Here is a 19,513-nt window from a genome sequence, read left to right as displayed (position 1 = left end):
ACGCCTCCTGGGCACCCACGCGGCACCCCGGGCGCCCCTCCCGGCGTCCAGCATGCGGGCCCGTCCGTACCGGCCACCGGTACGGACGGGCCCGCTGCGTGCTCGCCCCGTCGCTCACCGCCACCCTCGGGCCGGAGCTCCGCCCGTGCCTCTTATCCTTGGCGCCATGCTGACCCTCACCAAGGCCCTCCACGACCGGATCGTCGAGCACTCCCGCCAGGACCACCCCGACGAGGCCTGCGGCGTGGTCGCGGGCCCGGCCGGCAGCGGCCGCCCCGAGCGGTTCATCCCGATGCTGAACGCCGCCCGGTCGCCCACGTTCTACGAGTTCGACTCGGCCGACCTGCTCAAGCTCTACCGGGAGATGGACGACCGGGACGAGGAGCCGGTGATCATCTACCACTCGCACACCGCTACCGAGGCCTATCCCTCGCGTACGGACATCTCCTACGCCAATGAGCCGGCCGCCCACTATGTCCTGGTATCCACCGCCGACACCGACGACGCCGGGCCGTTCCAGTTCCGCTCGTTCCGTATCGTCGACGGCACGGTGACCGAGGAAGAGGTCGAGGTCGTGGCCGCGTACTCCTGAGCGCGTCCCACCTGGCGTACACCGATCGTCCGCATCATGGGACGTGGTTCCAAAACCCGGACCGGGAATCGATACGATGACCGCATGGTTGACCCTGACGTGAGCGAAAAGAGGCCGGGCATGCTGCTGCTCGCTCCGCTCGCCACGCGTCGCTCCGCATCCGCGCTGCTGGGCGCGTTCGGCTGCGGAGCCGCACGGCTGCACGTCGATCTGTGCCGGCTCTCCAGCGCCATCTGTCCGCGCTGCGCCGCCGCCTGACCCGGCCTGCCCCGGGCGCGCGGCGCGCGCCTTCGGCACCCCGCACCTCCCGCGTCACCCGACGCCCTCCCGGCACGCCGCATGCCGTGCACCCCGGGACGCACCGCCCCCGACCCGCACTCCACAGGAGCACTCCATGGCCATCGAGGTCCGAATCCCCACCATCCTGCGTACCTACACCGACGGCCAGAAGGCCGTCGAGGGCAGCGGAGAGACCCTCGCCGACCTCTTCACCGACCTGGAGAGCCGGCACAACGGCATCCGCGAGCGCCTCGTGGACGGCGAGCAGCTGCGCCGCTTCGTGAACGTCTACCTCAACGACGAGGACGTCCGCTTCCTGGAGGGCATCTCCACCAAGCTCGCCGACGGCGACAGCGTGACGATCCTCCCGGCCGTGGCCGGCGGCATGCGCTGATGCGTTACGACTCCCCGCTGGCGGCGGTCGGGAACACTCCTCTCGTCCGCCTCCCGCGCCTGTCGCCCTCCGACGACGTCCGTATCTGGGCGAAGCTGGAGGACCGCAACCCCACGGGTTCGATCAAGGACCGGCCCGCGCTGCACATGATCGAGCAGGCCGAGAAGGACGGCCGGCTCACCCCCGGCTGCACCATCCTGGAGCCGACCAGCGGCAACACCGGCATCTCGCTCGCCATGGCGGCCAAGCTCAAGGGCTACCGCATCGTGTGCGTGATGCCGGAGAACACCTCGTCCGAGCGGCGCGAGCTGCTCGCCATGTGGGGCGCGGAGATCGTCTCCTCGCCCGCCGCGGGCGGCTCCAACACGGCCGTACGGGTGGCCAAGGAGCTGGCCGCCGAGCACCCCGACTGGGTGATGCTCTACCAGTACGGGAACCCGGACAACGCCGGTGCGCACTACGCCACCACCGGCCCCGAGATCCTCGCCGACCTGCCCTCGATCACCCATTTCGTGGCGGGTCTGGGCACCACCGGCACCCTGATGGGCGTCGGCCGCTATCTGCGCGAGCACGTCCCCGGCGTCCGGATCGTCGCCGCCGAGCCGCGCTACGACGACGTGGTCTACGGGCTGCGCAACCTCGACGAGGGCTTCATCCCCGAGCTCTACGACGAGTCCCAGCTCACCACCCGCTTCTCGGTCGGCTCCGAGGACGCGGTCCGCCGCACCCGCGAACTCCTCGCCCAGGAAGGCATCTTCGCGGGCATCTCCACCGGCGCGGCGCTGCACGCCGCGCTCGGCGTCGCCGGCAAGGCCGTCAAGGCGGGGGAGAGCGCCGACGTGGTCTTCGTGGTCGCCGACGGCGGCTGGAAGTACCTTTCCACCGGCGTGTACACCGCCGAGTCCACCGAGGCGGCGATCGCCACGCTGCACGGGCAGCTCTGGGCGTAGGCACGGGGTCGCGGTACACCGGGTGACGGGCGGCGGCCCTCCCCGGGGTGCCGCCACCGGGCGAGTGCCCCGGAGGGCCCGGCATCCGCGGGGCACCCGGGGCGCGGCGGGCGGAAGCCGGCGGAACGGAGCGGCGGACGGCGGCGTGGCTCCTGCGGAACGGGTGGCGGAAGGGGCCACTGCGTACGGGCGTACGGGGCGTCAGCCCGGACTGGTGATTCCGCCCACAGCTCGCCCCGCTGGAGGCGCCACAGCACCTTTCGCGCCTTACGCTCGTGGGCACCGCACCGACCGCCGAGGATCCGGCGACACCCCGGCAGGGCCCGCCGGGGAACCCCGGACCCGCCCCGAGCTCTCCACCGCGTACGAGCCGGGGGAGGCGCCTGACCGCCGCCCACGCCCACGGAGGTTCACGCCCGTATGAAGCTCACTGTCGTCGGATGCTCGGGGTCGTTCCCTTCGATGGAATCGGCCTGCTCGAGCTACCTCCTGGAGGCCGACGGCTTCAGGCTGCTCCTCGACATGGGCAACGGCGCCCTGGGTGAGCTGCAGCGCCACACCGGCCTCTATGACCTGGATGCCGTACTCCTGTCGCACCTGCACGCCGATCACTGCATCGACCTGTGCGGCTATTTCGTCGTGCGCTACTACCGCCCGGACGGCGGACGGTGCGCGCCGATGCCGGTCTACGGGCCGGCCGGGACCGAGCGCCGGCTGACCGTGGCGCACGCCGACCTGCCGTACGACGGCGCGATGAGCGAGGTCTTCGACTTCCGCACCCTGACGCCGGGCAGCTTCACCCTCGGGCCGTTCACGATCCGCACCCAGCGGGTCAAGCACCCCGTGGAGGCCTTCGCCGTCCGGGTCGAGCACGGCGGCCGGTCGCTGACGTACTCCGGGGACACCGGGCCCTGCGACGCGCTGGAGACCCTCGCGGCGGGCACCGACTTCTTCCTGTGCGAGGCGTCCTTCACCTACGGCAAGGAAGACATCCCCGACCTGCACCTCAACGGACGGGAGGCCGGCGAGGCCGCCCGGCGTGCCGGGGCGGCGCGACTGGTGCTGACCCACATCCCGCCGTGGACCGACCCGGACATCAGCGTCCGCGACGCCCAGAAGGTCTACGACGGCCCGGTCGAGGTCGCCAAGGCGGGGGCGGTCTACGAGGTCTGACCGACGGCGCGAGGCGGACGACGACGAGGGCCCCGGAACCTGGTGGTTCCGGGGCCCTCGCCATGCGTGGCCGATCCGCGCAGGTCAGGCCTTGTACTGGGCCTTGTCCTCCGCGGCGATCTCCTCCTCGGACTCGCGCCCGGGGGTCGGCAGGTTGAACTTGATGATCGCGAACCGGAACACCACGTAGTACAGCGCCGCGAAGACCAGGCCCATCAGGGCCAGCAGCCACGGCTTGGTGGCGATGCCGAGGTTCAGCAGGAAGTCGATCGCGCCGGCCGAGAAGCCGAACCCGTCCTTCATCCCCAGGGCCCAGGTCAGGGCCATCGAGACACCGGTCAGCACCGCGTGGATGGCGTACAGCACCGGGGCGATGAACATGAAGGTGAACTCGATCGGCTCGGTGACGCCGGTGACGAAGGCGGTCAGCGCGATGGAGAGCATCATGCCGCCGACGACCTTGCGGCGCTCGGGCCGGGCGCAGTGCACGATCGCCAGGCAGGCGGCCGGCAGCGCGAACATCATGATCGGGAAGAAGCCGGTCATGAACTGCCCGGCCGAGGGGTCGTGGGCCAGGAAGCGGGCGATGTCGCCGTGCTTGCCGTGGTAGTCACCGGCCTGGAACCACGGGAAGGAGTTCAGCAGGTGGTGCATGCCGACCGGGATCAGCGCGCGGTTGGCCACACCGAAGATGCCGGCGCCCACCGCGCCCGAGCCGACGAGCCAGGCGCCGAAGCTGTGCAGACCGGCGCCGAGCACCGGCCAGATGTAGCCGAAGACGATGCCGATGACGAGGCCGGCGAAGGCGGAGAGGATCGGCACGAGGCGGCGGCCGCCGAAGAAGCCGAGCCAGTCGGGCAGCTTCTTGCGGCTGTAGCGCTGGTAGAGCAGGGCGACCACGATGCCCATCACGACGCCGCCCAGCACGCCCGCGTCCACCGGCGGGGCGGCGTCGGCTATCTTGCCGTCGACGATCTTCTGGACGGTGGGCAGGCTGCTGTCCGAGAAGGTGCCGAGGACCTTGCTGAAGACCAGGTAGCCGACGACCGCGGCCAAGGCCGTGGAGCCGTCGGACTTCTTGGCGAAGCCGATCGCGATGCCCACGGCGAAGAGCATCGGCATGTTGTCGAGCAGCGCGCCGCCACCGGCCGCCATGAACTCGGCGATCTTGTTCAGGAACGCGGGGAACGACTCCCGGCCGAGCATGTCCGGCTGCCCGAGCCGCACCATCAGCGCTGCCGCGGGCAGCGTGGCGATCGGTAGCATCAGGCTGCGGCCGATGCGCTGGGCCACTGCCATGGCACGAGAGCCGCGGCCCTTCTTCTCGGGGGCCGCTGTCGCGGTGGCCGAACTCATCGGATTCCTCCTGGTGAGGCGGGGACTCGGTGGGGGAACCACTGGTCTGCACCGCTCAGTGGTTTAGACCATTCTTACATGGCCGTTCGCCGCAAAGGAATCCCCGTGAAGGCCCCGGAACGCCCCCGGTCACCGGCCTTCGGCGGCCGGCCGGAGCGGGTGCGGGAGGGGTGGGGGAGGGCATCTGCAACTCCCGCCGTGCGCGGGGAAGTTCGCCGCGGGGAAGGCCGCCACCGCCGTGCGGAAGATCGTCTCCAGCGCGGGCGGGACCGCCCGGCCGCGCCCCTACTTCACGTTCTCCTGCTCCATCGCGTCGCCCACCTCGTCCGGCTCCCGGCCGGGTGTCGCCAGGTTGAACTTCGTGATCACGAAGCGGAAGAGGGCGTAGTAGACCACCGCGAAACACAGGCCGATGGGGATGATCAGCCAGGGCTTGGTCGCCAGCCCCCAGTTGATGACGTAGTCGATCAGGCCGGCCGAGAAGCTGAAGCTGTCGTGGACGCCCAGCGCCCAGCTCACCGCCATCGACACACCCGTCAGCACGGTGTGGATCGCGTACAGCACCGGCGCGACGAACAGGAACGAGTACTCGATCGGCTCGGTCACCCCGGTCACGAACGAGGTCAGGCCGACCGACAGCATCATGCCGGCGATCTCCTTGCGGCGGTGCGGCTTGGCGCAGTGCGCGATCGCCAGCGCCGCGGCCGGCAGCGCGAACATCATGATCGGGAAGAACCCGGTGGTGAACTGGCCCGCCGTCGGGTCGCCCGCCAGGAACCGGTTGATGTCGCCGTGAACGACCGTGCCGTCCGGCTTGGTGAAGCTGCCGAACTGGAACCAGACGAAGGTGTTCAGGAACTGGTGCAGGCCGATCACCAGCAGCGCGCGGTTGGCGACGCCGAAGAGCCCGGCGCCCCAGGACGCCAGCCCCGTCAGCCACTCGCTGAAGCTCGTCAGCGCGTCACCGATCGGCTGCCAGACGAAGAGGCACAGCACCGCGAAGACCAGCCCGACGAAGGCCATGATGATCGGGACCAGCCGGCGGCCGTTGAAGAACCCCAGCCAGTCCACCAGCTTCACCCGGTGGAAGCGCTGCCACAGCCAGGCGGACAGGAAGCCCATGACGATGCCGCCGAAGACCCCCGGGTTCTGGAAGGAGGCCTGCGTCACGGTCAGCGTCTTGTCGACGCACACCCCGCTCCACAGGCCCGCCTGGGTGTACGTCTGCCCCGCGGCGCAGCCCGCCGGGAACGCGTGCATCACCGAGAAGTAGACGAGGAAGCCGGCCACCGCCGCCAGCGCCGTCGACCCGTCCGACTTCTTGGCCATCCCGATCGCCACACCGATGCAGAACAGCAGCGGCAGGCCCAGCCCGGAATCCAGCAGGGCGCCGCCCGCGGCCGCGAAGACCTTGCCGACCGCGTCCCAGCCCAGCCCGTCCGCGCCGAACACATCCGGCTGGCCGAGCCGGTTGAGAATGCCCGCGGCGGGCAGGACGGCAATCGGCAGCTGCAGGCTGCGTCCCATCTTCTGGAGACCCTGGAAGAGGTTCGCTCCCCAGTTCCGCCCCGGTGCCGCCGCCGCGTTCGAACTCATCGGTGTCCTCCCGGCGGTCGGCCCGTCGACAACCGCCCTGGTGCTTGCCGCATACTGGTGGTGTAGACCACTTGCGGTGCGTTCCGGCCGTCCCGTCCGGGCCGTCCGGCGCGCACTTCGGTGATCGCCATCCTTCGCCAGACAGCGGACAAACGCCCACATAGTTGGGCCGAACGTGCGTTACGGTGTGAAACCGCCCGGCGGGACCGCCGGCGGCCGAGACAAGCAGGAGTGGACATGGCCAGCAAGGCAGAGAAGATCGTCGCCGGGCTCGGCGGACTCGACAACATCGAAGAGGTCGAGGGCTGCATCACCCGCCTCCGCACCGAGGTCGTCGACTCCTCCCTCGTCGACGAGGCCGCCCTCAAGGCCGCCGGCGCCCACGGCGTCGTCAAGATGGGCACCGCGATCCAGGTCGTCATCGGCACCGACGCCGACCCCATCGCCGCCGAGATCGAAGACATGATGTGAGCAGCTGAGCCGCGCCCGCGCGCGCCTTCGCCGACGGCCCCGCACCGGACGATCCACCGCCCGGAGTGGGGCCCTCGCGTTGCCGATAGGGTCTACGCCATGTCTCGCATCGACGGCCGCACCGCCGAACAACTCCGCCCGGTCACCATCGAACGCGGCTGGAGCAAGCACGCCGAGGGCTCCGTCCTCATCTCCTTCGGCGACACCAAAGTCTTCTGCACCGCATCCGTCACCGAAGGCGTCCCGCGCTGGCGCAAGGGCACCGGCGAGGGCTGGGTCACCGCCGAGTACTCGATGCTGCCCCGCTCCACCAACACCCGCGGCGACCGCGAATCCGTCCGCGGCAAGATCGGCGGCCGCACCCACGAGATCAGCCGCCTCATCGGCCGCTCGCTGCGCGCCGTCATCGACTACAAGGCCCTCGGCGAGAACACCATCGTCCTGGACTGCGACGTCCTCCAGGCCGACGGCGGCACCCGCACCGCCGCCATCACCGGCGCCTACGTCGCCCTCGCCGACGCCGTCACCTGGGCCCAGGGCAAGAAGCTCATCAAGCACGGCCGCAAGCCGCTGACCGGCACCGTCTCCGCCGTCAGCGTCGGCATCGTCGACGGCACCCCCCTCCTCGACCTCTGCTACGAGGAGGACGTCCGCGCCGACACCGACATGAACGTCGTCTGCACCGGCGACGGCCGCTTCGTCGAGGTCCAGGGCACCGCCGAGGCCGAGCCCTTCGCCCGCGACGAGCTGAACGCCCTCCTCGACCTCGCCGTCTCCGGCTGCGGCACGCTCGACGAGGCCCAGCGGGCGGCCCTGGCCCGCACGCTCTGACACACAGGCGGCCGCGCGCGACGCGACCACCACGGGGTCACAGGGGAAGGACCGCCACCTCCCCCTGTGACCCTTTTCTCATGGGAGATCCCTCTCTGGGCAAGCCGCCCCGGACCCGGCACTGTGGACCCATGCCCACCACTGCCGCGACCGCGCCCCGCGCCCGCACCGGCGGGCCCCGGGACGACAACCCGCTCCTGGAGCACCTCCTCGGCTGGACGCTCGTTCTCGTCCTCGCCATGCTGCTCACCCAGACCGGCCTCGTCTGACGGCTGCCCGGCCCCTCCCGGCGCCCCGACCGGCTCGCGACCTCGCCCTTTCGGCCGGGCCGCCCTCCCCGAAGCCCCCGGCACCCCACCCGGGACCCGCATTCCGGGATAATCACTGCCCATGCAGCCTCACACCGGCCCGGACGCCGCACCGCGGCGCCTCATCCTCGCCACCCGCAACGCCGGCAAGATCAACGAGCTTCACGCCATTCTCGAAGCGGCCGATCTGCACGTCGAACTCGTCGGCGCCGACGCCTACCCCGAGGTCCCCGACGTCAAGGAAACCGGCGTCACCTTCGCCGAGAACGCCCTGCTCAAGGCGCACGCCCTCGCCCAGGCCACCGGCCACCCCGCCGTCGCCGACGACTCCGGCCTCTGCGTCGACGTGCTCGGCGGCGCCCCCGGCATCTTCTCCGCCCGCTGGGCCGGCCGGCACGGCGACGACCGCGCCAACCTCGACCTGCTCCTGGCCCAGCTCGGCGACATCGCCGACGGCCACCGCGCCGCGCACTTCGCCTGCGCCGCGGCCCTGGCCCTGCCCGACGGCACCGAGCGCGTCGTCGAGGGCACCCTCGACGGCACCCTGCGCCACACCCCCTCCGGCACCGGCGGCTTCGGCTACGACCCGATCCTCCAGCCCCTCGGCGACACCCGCACCTGCGCCGAACTGACCCCCGCCGAGAAAAACGCCATCAGCCACCGCGGCAAGGCCTTCCGGGCCCTGGCACCGGTGGTACGGGAGTTGTTGGGCTGAGGCGGCAGCTGAGCCCCTTGTGCACGAGAACGGCCTCTCCGTCCATGGACGGAGAGGCCGTTTTGCGTAAATGGGCCCGGTGGGACTCGAACCCACGACACACCGGACCTAAACCGGCGCCCTCTGGCCAGCTGGGGTACGGGCCCGCGGCGCCTACCTTACTGTGCTCGCCCCTGCGGCCGTACAGGGATGGCCGGGTGCGCCGACGCGCGGGCGAAGCTCCGCGTCTGGCTGTGGCAGGAGGGGCACAGATAGCGGAGGTTCTCCAGGCGGTTGTCGAGCCGGTCGCCATTGATGTGGTCGATCTCCAGGACCAGCCGCCGGCCCTGCCAGGTGTCGCCGATGCCGCATTCCGCGCAGCGCCGTGGCCTCTGCTTCTCGTCGAGGGCACGGCGCAGGAGCGTGGTCTTCTCCCGCCGGGAGCCCGGCTCGCGACGCCGCAGGATGTCGTCGGCCGGCCTGCGGTTGGGGGAGGGGCGGCCACGGAAATGCCCCTGGCCGGTGAAGTGGGTGGTCGACAGGCCGTGTGCCTCGATGCTGCGTCGGACGGTCCCACGGGACGGGGCACGACCGCCGTGCGCAAGGCGCCTGGCGACGCCGGCGAAGCTGTGGGAGGCGGCCACGGCGTCGGCCAGGTCGGCTCGTGGAAGGAGAGTCCCGTCTCCTCGGACAGTGAAGTGCGAGGTGTCGATGCCGAACTGGTCCAGTTTCTTCCGCAGATGGCTGTACGCGCCGGTGTACGGCACCACCGCCATGTACTCCAGCATGTCCCGGATGCTGTGGGACCGTGCGGCCGCTTCCCGCAGCAGTGCCTCCGTGTACACACGGCGTGGCCGGCGGGGGAGCGGCTCGTCGACGAAGTGCGCGGTGCTGATGCCGTAATGCCTCAGCCGGTGGCACAGATACCGGCGGGGCTCGCTGGCCAGCGGGGCACCGAGCTGCCGCAGCATGTCGACGGGACCGGTGGATTCGGCTGCCGTGCGGACGAGCAGTTCGCGGGTGTACGAAACGCGCCGGGTCATCGCGGCGGTCACTTCCGCCGCCGCGCGCGGCCGCGATAGGTGTCCGTCACCGCATGGCAGTTGGGGCACAACAGGCGGAGGTTGCCCGGCCGGTTGTCCCACCAGTGGCCATTGATGTGGTCGACCTCCAGCCGCAACGGTCTGCCGTTCCAGTGCGCCGCGGTGCCGCAGTCCGCGCACCGCTCCGGAACTCCTTGCCGCAGCAGCTCCCGGCGCAGGCGCTCCCCTGGGAGGCGGCCGTCTGCGGGTGACCCCAGAACGAGCCGGCGCCGGGTGCCGGTCGTGGGGCGCTGCCGGGGTACGGCCGTGAAGTGGGAGGTGTCGATGCCGAGTTCGGCGATGCGTCGGCCGATGTGCGCCTGGTTCCCGCCGACCGGGTTGATGCCGAGGCGGCGGACGACCTCCGCGACGCTGTGCGAGCGCGCCACCAACGCACGGAGCCTGGCCTCGGTGTGCCGTACGCCCGTGGGCACGAAGTGGGTGGTGTCCACCCCCGCGTCGCGCATCCTGGCACGTACATACCGTCGGCGACCCGGTGTGGGCGCACTGCCGAACCACCGCACGGCTTCGTCGTACGACGCCGACTCACGCGCAGCCTCGACGAGCCGCTCCCGCGTATAGACGTTCGCCATGCTCCCTGTCCCCCGTCCCGCGCGCAGGGCCCCTGCCCGCGCCCTCTCGAACCGAACAACGATCGAACGCGCGGTCGGTTACGCGCGGCCCGATGCCCTCGGGCCGGAAAAGCGAGCGGGCCCCGGGGAAGGTTCCCCGGGGCCCGGTCTGTTCGGTAGGTGTGCGTAGATCAGAAGCGGGGTTCCGCTGTCTGGGATTCGATGAGTTCGACGGCTTCCTCCTTGGTGGCGACGGAGGGCGGGGAGCCTTCGAGGGGCTGCTGGGCGGTCTCCTTCATGCAGGCGACGGCGATGACGCCGACGAGGGCGGCGCCCATCGTGTAGTAGGCGGGCACCATGACGTTCTCGTCGAAGACGTCCATGAGGGCGGTGATCACCAGGGGGGTGGTGCCGCCGAAGAGGGAGACGGCCAGGTTGTAGCCGATGGACAGGGACCCGTAGCGGACGTTGGTCGGGAAGAGGGCCGGGAGGGCGGCGGACATGGTGCCCAGGAGGCAGACCAGGGAGAGTCCCAGGAGTGCCATGCCGCCGATGACGGCGGGGATGCTGCCCTGCTTGACCAGGAGGAAGGCCGGGATCGCCAGGACGAAGAAGCCGAGCATGCCGGCCATCAGCAGGGGCTTGCGGCCGTAGCGGTCGTTGAGCTTGCCGACGGTGCTGATGACGCACATCAGGGCGACCATGGTGCCCAGGAGGATCAGCAGGCCGTGGGACTCCTCGTAGTGGAGGGTGTCCGTCAGGTAGGTCGGCATGTACGACAGCAGCATGTAGTCGGTGATGTTGTAGGCGCCGACCAGGGCGATGCAGAGGATCAGGGTGGGCCACTGCTGGGCGAAGATCTCGCTGATCTTCTTCTTCGGGGCGTTCTCGGAGAGGTGGGAGAACTCCGCCTCGGCCTCGACGGCGGAGCCGGAGGCGCTGTGGGTGTGCGCGGCCTCGAACTTCTGGAAGGCGGGGGTCTCGTCGAGCCTGACCCGGAGGTAGAGGCCCACCAGGCCGAGCGGACCGGCGATCAGGAAGGGCAGCCGCCAGCCCCACTGGAGCATGGCGTCATCGCCCAGGGTGGTGTTGAGCAGCAGCACGATGCCGGCGGCGCCGGTGTAGCCGATAAGGGTGCCCATCTCCAGGAAGCTGCCGAAGTAGCCGCGCTTCTTGTCGGGGGCGTACTCGGCGATGAAGGTGGAGGCGCCGCCGTACTCACCGCCGGTGGAGAAGCCCTGGACGAGGCGGAAGAGGATGAGCAGGGTGGGGGACCAGAAGCCGATGGTGGCGTAGGACGGGATCAGTCCGATGCACAGGGTGCCCAGCGCCATCATGATCATGGTGAGGGCGAGGACCTTCTTGCGGCCGATGCGGTCGCCGAGGGGGCCGAAGTAGGCGCCGCCGAGGGGGCGTACGAGGAAGGCCACGGCGAAGGTCGCGAAGGACGACAGCAGGCTGGTGGTGTCGCTGCCGCCGGGGAAGAAGACCTTGCCGATGGTGACCGCGAGATAGCTGTAGATCCCGAAGTCGAACCATTCCATGGCGTTGCCGAGCGCGGCCGCCTTCACGGCGCGGCGCACGACGCGTTCGTCGGTGACGGTGATGTCGGTGCGCCGCAGTTTGGGGTTCTTGCGCCGGGCGACGGCACGGAAGAGCACCCGGTGGCGCTTGAGCGCTTCCCGGTCCTGTTCGGGAGCGGGTTCTGCTTCGGTGCTGCCGGTCGGCACGAGGCGGTCCTCTCGGTCTGACAGCGCGCGGGTGCACGCGGGATACGACAGGTGCGCCTGCGCAATCGCGCGTGGATCAAACCACTGTCTCGTCACGAAGCGATAAACGTCACGCGCGGCTGCGCCGTACGGAGCACCGTGGTGTGCGGCGGGCAGTGCCGTGACGGGGACACGCCAGGGGTGGCGCAGGGCTTGTTACAGGACTGGTACACAGCCGCGCGGTCACCGCCGTGTTGGGGCAATCAGCCTGTGTCCGGGGGACGGAAGAGTGGCAGCGGCGGGTGCGGCATTCGTGTTTGCTGTGGGGGTACGGGGCCTGGTCCTCGGGAGGAGAACGTGATGACGGACCGCGGAGGGTCCCGGTGGGGTCGGGGACGTGTGGCGCTGGTGGCCTTTGCCGTGGTGACGGCGCTGACGGCCGGCGGGGTGTGGCTCGCCCAGACCCCGGACCGGGCGTCGGCGGTGGACGCCGCACCCAAGACGTCGGCGGTGCAGGACGTGAAGGAGGACGGGCAGCCGTCCCAGGGCCTGCCGGTGGTGCGTGACTGCGGGGTCGGCGCGCCGGAGAGCAAGCCGCGGGTGATTATGTTGACCTGCTCGGACGTCGCCATGGTGGCGACCGGGATCCGGTGGAAGAAGTACGGCGCCAAGGACGCGGTGGGGGTCGGCGTGGTGCAGGTGGGGAAGACCGCGGCGGGCGGGGGGACGGAGGCCGGCTTCCCGGCGACCTTCCGCCTCTACGGGCCCAAGCCGGTCCGCGGCGGGCTGGCGTTCACCGGCCTGGAGGTGACGTACGAGGGCTCGACGCCGCTCGGGGACACGACGGAGATGTACAACCTCGCGTGATGGGCATTCGAGGCCGGATCGCCCTGGCCATTTCCTGTATGACGGCACTGGCCGTCGTGGTGCTCGGGTTCGCCGTGCACCACATAGCCGATGCGGAGCGCGAGCGGTCGGCGCGGGCGTATCAGGACGACCGGCTCAGCTCGGCGCTGCAGATCTACGAGCGGGACGGCACGCTGGCCTTGGGCGCGCAGCTGGACGACGGGGCGCTGCCGTCGCCGTTGCGCGACGCGGTGTTCAAGCGGCGGTCGGGGACGTATGTCAGCGGCGGTGAGGACCCGCGGGTGTGGGCGGCGACGGGGGTCTCGGACGGCGGCGGGAGCACCCCGACGCGGTCGCTGTCGGTCTCGGCGCCCTATCCGGACGACGATCCGGCGCAGTTGGCGCTGGACCGGGCGCTGCTGATCGCCGGGTGCGGCACGGTCGTGCTGATGGCGGTGGTGTCGTGGTTCGTGTCGCAGCGGCTGTCGCGGCGGCTGCGGCTGAGCGCGGCGGCGGCGCGGCGGATCGCGGCGGGGGCGGCGCCGGACGCGGACGCGCTGGCCAGCCACGGGCGCGACGAGGTGGCCGAGTTGGGCCGCAGCGTGCACCACATGGCGATGTCGCTGGCGGCGCAGGCGCAGGCGGAGCGGGAGTTCACCGCGGATGTGGCGCACGAGCTGCGCACGCCGGTGGCCGGGCTGGTGGCGGCGGCGGAGCTGCTGCCGCAGCCGCGGGCGGTGGAGCTGGTGCGCGACCGGGCGCAGGCGATGCGGCGGCTGGTGGAGGACCTGCTGGAGGTCTCGCGGCTGGACGCGGGGGTGGAGCGGGCGGATCTGGACGCCTGCGAGCTGCCGTCGCTGGTGCGCGGGATCGTGCGGCGGGCGGCGCGGCAGCGCGGGGTCGACGAGGTGTCGGTGACCGTGGAGGGCGAGCCGTGGATCGTGGAGACCGACCGGCGCCGGGTGGAGCGGGTGCTGGTGAATCTGCTGGCGAACGCGGCCAAGCACGGCAGGCCGCCGATCGAGGTGGTGGTGGCCGGTGCGCGGATCGTGGTGCGCGATCACGGTCCGGGTTATCCGGCGGAGCTGTGCGCGGAGGGGCCGCGGCGGTTCCGTACGGCGGCGCCGGAGCGCGGGACCGGGCACGGTCTGGGGCTGACGATCGCGGCCGGTCAGGCGCAAGTGCTGGGTGCGCGGCTGGACTTCGGCACCGCCGCGGAGGGCGGCGCCGAGGCCGTGCTGGAGCTGCCCGAGCGGGCGGGCAGGGTGTGCGCGACCGATCCGGGCGGCGGGTGAGCCGTCCCGGCCGGTCGTGCGGGGGGCTTACAGCCCCAGGTCCTTGATGATCTTGGCGACGTGGCCGGTGGCCTTGACGTTGTACAGGGCGCGCTCGACCTTGCCGTCCTCGTCGAGGATGACGGTGGAGCGGATGACGCCGGTGACGGTCTTGCCGTAGAGCTTCTTCTCGCCGAAGGCGCCGTAGGCCGTCAGGACGGACTTGTCGGGGTCGCCGAGCAGGGTGACCTTCAGGTCCTCCTTCTCGCGGAACTTCGCGAGCTTCTCCGGCTTGTCGGGGGAGATGCCGATGACGTCGTAGCCGTGGCCGGCGAGGAAGTCGAGGTTGTCGGTGAAGTCGCAGGCCTGCTTGGTGCAGCCGGGGGTCAGGGCGGCCGGGTAGAAGTACACGATGACCTTGCGGCCCCGGTGGTCGGCGAGGGAGACCTGCGCGCCGTCCGCGTCGGGGAGGGTGAAGGCGGGGGCGGTGTCGCCGGGCTGGAGTCGCTCGCTCATGTCTCTCCTCTGGCATGGATCCGTACGCTCCGACATTAGCCAGCCGCGCCGGGCGGTGCGGGCCCGGGAGTCCGGGCGGCGCGAAACGGGGGGTGCTGTGGGGCGCGCGGGGGTGTGAGCTGACAGACTGTCCATCACGAATCGGCAGTCAGCCAGCTGGCCGGTTCACGTACGGGGCCCAGTGCCCGGCCCCCGTACGCATCGGCGCGAGACGACGGAGGCAGCGCGGTGGCGGAAGCCAGGACCCCGGCGCAGATCGAGGCGGACATCGTCCGCAGGCGGCAGGAGCTCGCCGTCACGCTCGACGAGATCGGTGTGCGGCTGCACCCGAAGACGATCATCGGTGACGCGAAGGCGAGTGCGGCGGCCGCCGTGGACCGTACGGCCGGGCGGGCGTATGTGGCCGCCAACCGCGCGGTGTCGGACGTGCGGGCGCAGCTGGTGTCGGAGGACGGGACGCCGCGGCTGGAGCGGGTCGTCCCGGTGGCGCTGATCGGGGTGGCGCTGATCGGCCTGCTGACCATGCGCACGCGGCGGCGCCGCTAGCGCGGGCCCCGCGCGGTGTCCGGCCCGGGCGGGCCGCAGCGCCCGGCGCCCGCGGTGCGGGACGGGCCGCGCCGGGCAGGTACGGTCATGCCGTGAGCCCGAATAACACCCACGACACCCACGACAAGCTGCCGATCCGGATGCTGCACGACCGCGTGCTGGTCCGGACGGACATCCCCGAGGGCGAGCGCCGCTCCTCGGGGGGCATCGTCATTCCTGCGACCGCGGCGGTCGGCCGCCGCCTGGCCTGGGCCGAGGTGGTCGCGGTCGGGCAGAACGTGCGGACCGTCGAGGTGCGCGACCGGGTGCTCTACGACCCGGAGGACCGGGCCGAGGTCGAGGTGCGCGGCGTGGCGTACGTGCTGATGCGCGAGCGCGATCTGCACGCGGTGGCGGCGGAGCGCCTGGAGGGCGCGGAGGACGCGACCGGGCTGTATCTGTGACCGCCTGGCGGTGACCGGCCGGCGTCCGGCGTACGGCCCCGGAGCGGGGCGGTGCCGGGCGCCGACCGGGGCCGGTGCCCGCCGCGCCGGTCCTTGCTAGCCTCGAAGACACCCGACGAGACGCGCCGTACCGGGCAGGACAAGACGACGCACCCCTGTTGACGCTCTGTTCACGGAGGTGCCGTCATGGCATGGATCCTGCTGTTGGTTGCCGGTCTGCTGGAGGTCGGCTGGTCGGTCGGCATGAAGTACACCGACGGTTTCACCCGGTTGTGGCCCAGCGTGTGGACCGGCGCGGGCATCGTCGCCAGCATGCTGCTGCTCTCGTACGCGGCCCGGACCCTGCCGATCGGCACCGCCTACGGCGTGTGGGTCGGCATCGGGGCGGCCGGCGCGGCGGTGGCCGGGATGGTGCTGCTCGGCGAGCCGGCCACCGCGGCCCGGATCTTCTTCATCGCTCTGCTGCTGGTGGCGGTCGTCGGGCTGAAGGCCACGTCGGGGCACTGACACCACCCCGCCCGGTGCCGGGGCCGGTCCCGCCGGCCCGATCCGGACGACACCCCCTAGCCGCCCCACTCCGTCGGCAGCCGCTCCAGGTCGTAGGCCTGCGGGGCCACCGTCGGGAAGTCGTTCGTGGGTTCCGTGGGGGCGGGGGGCTCGGGCGGTCCGGTGGGGGTGGGCGGTCCGGCGGTGGGCGCGGTCGGGGCGCCGGTGGGCGGCCCGGGGAGGGTGGTGGAGCCGCTCGGGCCGGTGGACGGCGAATCCGACGCGCCGGGCGAGGCGGAGTCGCTGCCGGACGGCTCCGGGGAGGCCGACTCGGCGCCCTTCTCCAGCTGGAGGTCGAAGTCGCGGACCGGCTTCCCGTTCAGCGCGGCCGCGGTGTAGTCGGCCCAGATCTGGGCGGGGTAGTCGCCGCCGTTGACCCGCGACAGGCCGCCCGCGCCGTACAGGGGCTCCTGTGCCGCGCTGTCCGGGTTCTGGCCCAGGACGGCGACGACGGTGGCGAGGTCGGGGGTGTAGCCCGCGAACCAGGCGGCCTTGTCGTTCTCCGCGGTGCCGGTCTTGCCGGCCGCGGGGCGCCCGGCGCCCTGGGCGGCGGTGCCGGTGCCGCCGTCGACGACGCCGCGCAGGATCGAGGTGGTGGTGTCGGCGGCCGTGCGGGGGACGGCGGTGCTCTCCTCGCGCTCCGGCAGGTCGACGGCCTCCTCGTTCCTGGTGACCTTGTCGACCAGGGTGTACGGCCGGTGGGTGCCGTGGTGGGCGAGGGTGGCGTAGACCTGGGTCATGGACAGCACGCTGGGGGTGGCGGTGCCCAGGGAGACGGCGCCCTGGGACGAGGCGAGGCTCGGGGTGTCGGCGGGGATGCCCAGGCTGACGGCGGTGGACTTGACCTTGCCGGGGCCGACGTCGATGCCCATCTGGGCGTAGACGGCGTTGACGGACTTGTCGGTGGCCTCGGTGACGGTGATCGGGCCGTAGGAGCGGTCGTCCTCGTTGGCGGGGGCGAAGCCGGTGGGGCGGCCGCGGTTGAGGGTCATCCGCTTGTTGGTGCCGTCGTAGACGGTGTTGGGGGTGATCGGGGCGCCGTCCTGGGTGGTGGAGCCGTTCTGCACGGCGGAGGCGAAGACGATCGGCTTGAAGGTGGAGCCGACCTGGTAGTCGGCGCGGGTGGCGCCGTTGACGTACTGCCGGGCGTAGTCGATGCCGCCGTAGAGGGCGACGACCCGGCCGGTCGCGGGGTCGATGGAGGCGCCGCCGGCCCGGACGTAGCGGTCGACCTTCCGGGAGTCGTCGAGCCGGTCCATCACCCGGGTGTTGACCGCCTTGACGAAGGCGTTCTGGCGCTTGCGGCTGATGGTGGTGGTGATGCGGTAGCCGCCGCCCCGCAGGGTGTCCTCCGCCAGGATCTGGTGGTCGGTGAGGTAGTCCTTGACGGCCTCGACGAGGTAGCCGCGCTGGCCGGTGAGCCCGGGGGAGGCCTTGGCCGGCTTGGGCTCGGGGAAGCGCAGCGCCTCCCGCTCGGCGGGGCCGAGCCACTTCTTGGTCACCATGCCGTCCACGACGTAGTTCCAGCGCGCCAGCGCCCGCGGGCGGTTGCCGGGGTGCGCGGTGATGTCGTAGGCGCTGGGGGCGTTGAGGAGGGTGGCGAGGTAGGCGCCCTGGGCGGTGGTCAGCTGCTCGGCGTCGCGGCCGTAGTAGGACCGGGCGGCGGCCTGGATGCCGTAGGCGTTGCGGCCGTAGTAGCTGGAGTTGAGGTAGCCCTCCAGGATGCTGTCCTTGCTCACCTCGCGGTCCAGCTTGATGGCGATGAAGAACTCCTTGGCCTTGCGGGTGACGGTCTGCTCCTGGCCGAGGTAGTAGTTCTTCACGTACTGCTGGGTGATGGTCGAGCCGGACTGCTTGCCCTTGCCGGTGACGGTGTTCCAGGCGGCCCGCAGCATCGCGGCGGGGTCGACCGCGGACTCGGAGTAGAAGTCGCGGTCCTCGGCGGCGAGGACGGCCTGCTGGACGGACTTCGGGACCTGGCTGAGCGTCACGTTCTGCCGGTTGACCTCGCCGTCGCGGGCCAGCTCCGATCCGTCGGAGTAGAGGTAGACGTTGCTCTGGGCCTTGGCGGCGCTGTTGGCCGGCGGGATGCCGACCAGCAGATAGCCGGTGATCATCCCGCCGACGACGAGCAGCAGGAACAGCAGCACGGCGCCCAGCACCGCGCGCCAGGTGGGAAGGGCACGGCGCCAGCCCGTACGTGGTCCGCTCATGTTCGGTTGGACTCCTCGGCCGCCGCCGGAGGTTGTACTGCGGCGAGTCGGTCTCTTATCGGGGATGTGTGCGGTCCGCGGAGTGAGCAAATGCCGCACACGGGGCAACTCTCGCATCATCCGTGCCGGTCAGGAGGGGTGGCGCGCACCCCGGACCGCCAGCTGACCGGCTGAATGGCGCCCAGGGCTCACCCGAAGCGGTGACAATTCGATGGTGCCCGCCCGGCCCGCCCTCTAGGCTCCGGTGTTTTGCGTCTGGGCCGCGCGCGGCGCGTACGGACGCCGAGGGCGGGGGAGGGGAGGCGGCGTGTGGTACGCGGCCGTGGCGGCCGGCAGCTTCCGGCGGTACGCCACGTATCAAATGGCCACCGTGGCAGGCGTGTTCACCAACACCGTCTTCGGCTTCATCGTCGCCTTCACCTATCTCGCGCTGTGGCACGAGCGGCCGCATCTGGGCGGCTACGACCAGGCGCAGGCGCTGACCTTCGTGTGGACGGGGCAGGCGCTGCTGGCGACCGCGGCGCTGATGGGCGGCGGGCTGGACGAGCTGCAGGAGCGGATCCGCAGCGGGGACATCGCGGTGGACCTCTACCGGCCCGCCGACCTCCAGCTGTGGTGGCTGTCCGCGGACCTGGGGCGGGCCGGGCTCCAGCTGCTGGGCCGCGGGGTGGTGCCGATGGCGGTGGGCGCCCTGGCCTTCCCGCTCGCGCTGCCCGGCGACCCGCTGACCTGGGGCTGCTTCCTGCTGTCGGTGCTGTGCGGGGTGGTGGTCAGCTTCGCGCTGCGGTACCTGGTGGCGCTGGCCTCGTTCTGGCTGCTCGACGGCTCGGGCCTGGCCCTGATCAGCGGTCTGGCCGGCATGTTCTTCTCGGGGATGCTGCTGCCGCTGCGGGTCTTCCCCGGCGGGCTGGGGGAGGTCGCCCAGCTGCTGCCGTGGGCGGCGGTGCTCCAGACGCCGGCCGATGTGCTGGTGGGGGCGCTGCGCGGGGGCGCGCTGGTGCGGGGGCTGGTGTTCCAGGCGGCGTGGGCGGTCGGGCTGCTGGCACTGGGGCGGCTGGTGCAGTCGGCGGCGACCCGCAAGGTGGTGGTGCACGGTGGCTAGCGGACGGCCGGGGGTGCTGC

Annotated in this window: 22 protein-coding genes, 1 tRNA gene and 1 riboswitch; of the genes, 15 read left to right on the top strand and 8 right to left on the bottom strand. The window is 71.6% G+C overall.

Annotation, left to right across the window (positions count from 1 at the left end):
* Positions 1 to 166: 166 nt before the first annotated feature.
* The 5 genes from IEY78_RS25810 to IEY78_RS25790 all read left to right on the top strand — a co-directional run bounded on the left by IEY78_RS25810 (position 167) and on the right by IEY78_RS25790 (position 3,388).
* Positions 167 to 592 carry a M67 family metallopeptidase gene (locus tag IEY78_RS25810; RefSeq protein WP_189102186.1) on the top strand — a complete coding sequence of 142 codons (426 nt, stop codon included), beginning with the start codon at positions 167 to 169 and terminating at the stop codon, positions 590 to 592.
* A gap of 84 nt (positions 593 to 676) precedes the next feature.
* Positions 677 to 850: a putative leader peptide gene (locus IEY78_RS25805; RefSeq protein WP_329150806.1), complete on the top strand. Its 174-nt coding sequence runs from the start codon at positions 677 to 679 to the stop codon at positions 848 to 850.
* Between the two features lie 136 nt (positions 851 to 986).
* Positions 987 to 1,265, top strand: coding sequence for a MoaD/ThiS family protein (locus IEY78_RS25800; protein ID WP_189102183.1), 279 nt, complete (start codon positions 987 to 989; stop codon positions 1,263 to 1,265).
* Positions 1,265 to 2,215 carry a PLP-dependent cysteine synthase family protein gene (locus tag IEY78_RS25795; RefSeq protein ID WP_189102181.1) on the top strand — a complete coding sequence of 317 codons (951 nt, stop codon included), beginning with the start codon at positions 1,265 to 1,267 and terminating at the stop codon, positions 2,213 to 2,215. Before IEY78_RS25800 ends, IEY78_RS25795 begins: the two co-directional genes overlap by 1 nt.
* Positions 2,216 to 2,635: 420 nt before the next feature.
* The gene (locus IEY78_RS25790) at positions 2,636 to 3,388 is read left to right on the top strand and encodes an MBL fold metallo-hydrolase (RefSeq protein WP_189102179.1); all 753 of its coding nucleotides are present in this window, start codon (positions 2,636 to 2,638) and stop codon (positions 3,386 to 3,388) included.
* A gap of 84 nt (positions 3,389 to 3,472) precedes the next feature.
* Here the strand turns inward: IEY78_RS25790 and IEY78_RS25785 are convergent, their stop codons facing one another.
* Positions 3,473 to 4,744: a PTS transporter subunit EIIC gene (locus IEY78_RS25785; RefSeq protein WP_189102177.1), complete on the bottom strand. Its 1,272-nt coding sequence runs from the start codon at positions 4,742 to 4,744 to the stop codon at positions 3,473 to 3,475.
* A 285-nt stretch (positions 4,745 to 5,029) separates the two neighbouring features.
* Entirely contained in the window at positions 5,030 to 6,340 is a 1,311-nt protein-coding gene (locus tag IEY78_RS25780; RefSeq protein ID WP_189102175.1) for a PTS transporter subunit EIIC, read from the bottom strand.
* Positions 6,341 to 6,571: 231 nt separating this feature from the next.
* On the opposite strand from IEY78_RS25780, the gene IEY78_RS25775 reads away from it, so the two are divergent.
* From IEY78_RS25775 to rdgB, 4 genes are all read left to right on the top strand, one after another.
* Positions 6,572 to 6,811, top strand: a complete 240-nt coding sequence (locus tag IEY78_RS25775; RefSeq protein ID WP_208683897.1) for a PTS sugar transporter subunit IIB — start codon at positions 6,572 to 6,574, stop codon at positions 6,809 to 6,811.
* A gap of 99 nt (positions 6,812 to 6,910) precedes the next feature.
* Positions 6,911 to 7,642 (top strand): ribonuclease PH, encoded by a 732-nt coding sequence (gene rph / locus IEY78_RS25770; protein ID WP_189102173.1) that lies wholly within the window; start codon positions 6,911 to 6,913, stop codon positions 7,640 to 7,642.
* 131 nt (positions 7,643 to 7,773) lie between these two features.
* Positions 7,774 to 7,911: an SCO1431 family membrane protein gene (locus IEY78_RS25765; protein WP_189102171.1), complete on the top strand. Its 138-nt coding sequence runs from the start codon at positions 7,774 to 7,776 to the stop codon at positions 7,909 to 7,911.
* Positions 7,912 to 8,032: 121 nt separating this feature from the next.
* The gene (rdgB, locus tag IEY78_RS25760; RefSeq protein WP_189102169.1) at positions 8,033 to 8,665 is read left to right on the top strand and encodes an RdgB/HAM1 family non-canonical purine NTP pyrophosphatase; all 633 of its coding nucleotides are present in this window, start codon (positions 8,033 to 8,035) and stop codon (positions 8,663 to 8,665) included.
* A 71-nt stretch (positions 8,666 to 8,736) separates the two neighbouring features.
* Here the strand turns inward: rdgB and IEY78_RS25755 are convergent.
* The 4 genes from IEY78_RS25755 to IEY78_RS25740 all read right to left on the bottom strand — a co-directional run bounded on the left by IEY78_RS25755 (position 8,737) and on the right by IEY78_RS25740 (position 12,028).
* Positions 8,737 to 8,811, bottom strand: a tRNA-Leu gene (locus tag IEY78_RS25755).
* 12 nt (positions 8,812 to 8,823) lie between these two features.
* Entirely contained in the window at positions 8,824 to 9,687 is an 864-nt protein-coding gene (locus IEY78_RS25750) for an HNH endonuclease signature motif containing protein (protein ID WP_189102167.1), read from the bottom strand.
* Between the two features lie 8 nt (positions 9,688 to 9,695).
* Positions 9,696 to 10,319, bottom strand: coding sequence for an HNH endonuclease signature motif containing protein (locus IEY78_RS25745; protein WP_189102165.1), 624 nt, complete (start codon positions 10,317 to 10,319; stop codon positions 9,696 to 9,698).
* 170 nt (positions 10,320 to 10,489) lie between these two features.
* The gene (locus tag IEY78_RS25740) at positions 10,490 to 12,028 is read right to left on the bottom strand and encodes an MFS transporter (RefSeq protein WP_189102163.1); all 1,539 of its coding nucleotides are present in this window, start codon (positions 12,026 to 12,028) and stop codon (positions 10,490 to 10,492) included.
* A gap of 339 nt (positions 12,029 to 12,367) precedes the next feature.
* Between IEY78_RS25740 and IEY78_RS25735 the strand changes: the two genes are divergently transcribed.
* Together IEY78_RS25735 and IEY78_RS25730 are read left to right on the top strand one after the other, a co-directional pair.
* The gene (locus IEY78_RS25735; RefSeq protein WP_189102161.1) at positions 12,368 to 12,874 is read left to right on the top strand and encodes a hypothetical protein; all 507 of its coding nucleotides are present in this window, start codon (positions 12,368 to 12,370) and stop codon (positions 12,872 to 12,874) included.
* Positions 12,874 to 14,148, top strand: a complete 1,275-nt coding sequence (locus IEY78_RS25730; RefSeq protein WP_189102159.1) for a sensor histidine kinase — start codon at positions 12,874 to 12,876, stop codon at positions 14,146 to 14,148. The genes IEY78_RS25735 and IEY78_RS25730 overlap by 1 nt, the downstream gene beginning before the upstream one ends.
* A 27-nt stretch (positions 14,149 to 14,175) precedes the next feature.
* Here IEY78_RS25730 and bcp read toward each other — a convergent pair whose 3' ends face one another.
* Positions 14,176 to 14,643 carry a thioredoxin-dependent thiol peroxidase gene (gene bcp / locus IEY78_RS25725; protein WP_189102157.1) on the bottom strand — a complete coding sequence of 156 codons (468 nt, stop codon included), beginning with the start codon at positions 14,641 to 14,643 and terminating at the stop codon, positions 14,176 to 14,178.
* A 228-nt stretch (positions 14,644 to 14,871) separates the two neighbouring features.
* Here bcp and IEY78_RS25720 point away from each other — a divergent pair, with 228 nt between their 5' ends.
* The 3 genes from IEY78_RS25720 (at position 14,872) to IEY78_RS25710 (ending at position 16,139) form a co-directional block, all read left to right on the top strand.
* Positions 14,872 to 15,189 carry a DUF3618 domain-containing protein gene (locus tag IEY78_RS25720; RefSeq protein WP_189102155.1) on the top strand — a complete coding sequence of 106 codons (318 nt, stop codon included), beginning with the start codon at positions 14,872 to 14,874 and terminating at the stop codon, positions 15,187 to 15,189.
* Positions 15,190 to 15,329: 140 nt separating this feature from the next.
* Entirely contained in the window at positions 15,330 to 15,632 is a 303-nt protein-coding gene (locus IEY78_RS25715) for a GroES family chaperonin (protein WP_189102274.1), read from the top strand.
* 86 nt (positions 15,633 to 15,718) lie between these two features.
* A riboswitch (guanidine-III (ykkC-III) riboswitch) is annotated at positions 15,719 to 15,786 on the top strand.
* 32 nt (positions 15,787 to 15,818) lie between these two features.
* Positions 15,819 to 16,139 carry a DMT family transporter gene (locus IEY78_RS25710; RefSeq protein ID WP_189102153.1) on the top strand — a complete coding sequence of 107 codons (321 nt, stop codon included), beginning with the start codon at positions 15,819 to 15,821 and terminating at the stop codon, positions 16,137 to 16,139.
* 56 nt (positions 16,140 to 16,195) lie between these two features.
* Here the strand turns inward: IEY78_RS25710 and IEY78_RS25705 are convergent, their stop codons facing one another.
* Positions 16,196 to 18,391, bottom strand: coding sequence for a transglycosylase domain-containing protein (locus IEY78_RS25705; RefSeq protein ID WP_189102152.1), 2,196 nt, complete (start codon positions 18,389 to 18,391; stop codon positions 16,196 to 16,198).
* A gap of 307 nt (positions 18,392 to 18,698) precedes the next feature.
* Between IEY78_RS25705 and IEY78_RS25700 the strand changes: the two genes are divergently transcribed.
* Entirely contained in the window at positions 18,699 to 19,493 is a 795-nt protein-coding gene (locus IEY78_RS25700) for an ABC transporter permease (protein WP_189102151.1), read from the top strand.
* Positions 19,494 to 19,513 lie beyond the last annotated feature (20 nt).

The organism is Streptomyces kronopolitis (assembly GCF_014646275.1).
GTDB classification, from domain to species: Bacteria; Actinomycetota; Actinomycetes; order Streptomycetales; family Streptomycetaceae; genus Streptomyces; species Streptomyces kronopolitis.
Note: the sequence above shows the minus strand (reverse complement) of the source record. Positions and strands in the feature narration are given on the sequence as shown.

What these genes read in the sequence shown, in the direction of transcription:
- IEY78_RS25790 (WP_189102179.1), top strand. Translation starts at nt 2,636, where the DNA reads ATGAAGCTCACTGTCGTCGGATGCTCGGGGTCGTTCCCTTCGATGGAA.
- IEY78_RS25715 (WP_189102274.1), top strand. Translation starts at nt 15,330, where the DNA reads ATGCTGCACGACCGCGTGCTGGTCCGGACGGACATCCCCGAGGGCGAG.
- IEY78_RS25785 (WP_189102177.1), bottom strand. Translation starts at nt 4,744, where the DNA reads ATGAGTTCGGCCACCGCGACAGCGGCCCCCGAGAAGAAGGGCCGCGGC.
- IEY78_RS25805 (WP_329150806.1), top strand. Translation starts at nt 677, where the DNA reads ATGGTTGACCCTGACGTGAGCGAAAAGAGGCCGGGCATGCTGCTGCTC.
- IEY78_RS25750 (WP_189102167.1), bottom strand. Translation starts at nt 9,687, where the DNA reads ATGACCCGGCGCGTTTCGTACACCCGCGAACTGCTCGTCCGCACGGCA.
- bcp (WP_189102157.1), bottom strand. Translation starts at nt 14,643, where the DNA reads ATGAGCGAGCGACTCCAGCCCGGCGACACCGCCCCCGCCTTCACCCTC.
- IEY78_RS25745 (WP_189102165.1), bottom strand. Translation starts at nt 10,319, where the DNA reads ATGGCGAACGTCTATACGCGGGAGCGGCTCGTCGAGGCTGCGCGTGAG.
- IEY78_RS25810 (WP_189102186.1), top strand. Translation starts at nt 167, where the DNA reads ATGCTGACCCTCACCAAGGCCCTCCACGACCGGATCGTCGAGCACTCC.
- rdgB (WP_189102169.1), top strand. Translation starts at nt 8,033, where the DNA reads ATGCAGCCTCACACCGGCCCGGACGCCGCACCGCGGCGCCTCATCCTC.
- IEY78_RS25735 (WP_189102161.1), top strand. Translation starts at nt 12,368, where the DNA reads ATGACGGACCGCGGAGGGTCCCGGTGGGGTCGGGGACGTGTGGCGCTG.
- IEY78_RS25710 (WP_189102153.1), top strand. Translation starts at nt 15,819, where the DNA reads ATGGCATGGATCCTGCTGTTGGTTGCCGGTCTGCTGGAGGTCGGCTGG.
- IEY78_RS25730 (WP_189102159.1), top strand. Translation starts at nt 12,874, where the DNA reads ATGGGCATTCGAGGCCGGATCGCCCTGGCCATTTCCTGTATGACGGCA.
- IEY78_RS25800 (WP_189102183.1), top strand. Translation starts at nt 987, where the DNA reads ATGGCCATCGAGGTCCGAATCCCCACCATCCTGCGTACCTACACCGAC.
- IEY78_RS25705 (WP_189102152.1), bottom strand. Translation starts at nt 18,391, where the DNA reads ATGAGCGGACCACGTACGGGCTGGCGCCGTGCCCTTCCCACCTGGCGC.
- IEY78_RS25765 (WP_189102171.1), top strand. Translation starts at nt 7,774, where the DNA reads ATGCCCACCACTGCCGCGACCGCGCCCCGCGCCCGCACCGGCGGGCCC.
- rph (WP_189102173.1), top strand. Translation starts at nt 6,911, where the DNA reads ATGTCTCGCATCGACGGCCGCACCGCCGAACAACTCCGCCCGGTCACC.
- IEY78_RS25795 (WP_189102181.1), top strand. Translation starts at nt 1,265, where the DNA reads ATGCGTTACGACTCCCCGCTGGCGGCGGTCGGGAACACTCCTCTCGTC.
- IEY78_RS25780 (WP_189102175.1), bottom strand. Translation starts at nt 6,340, where the DNA reads ATGAGTTCGAACGCGGCGGCGGCACCGGGGCGGAACTGGGGAGCGAAC.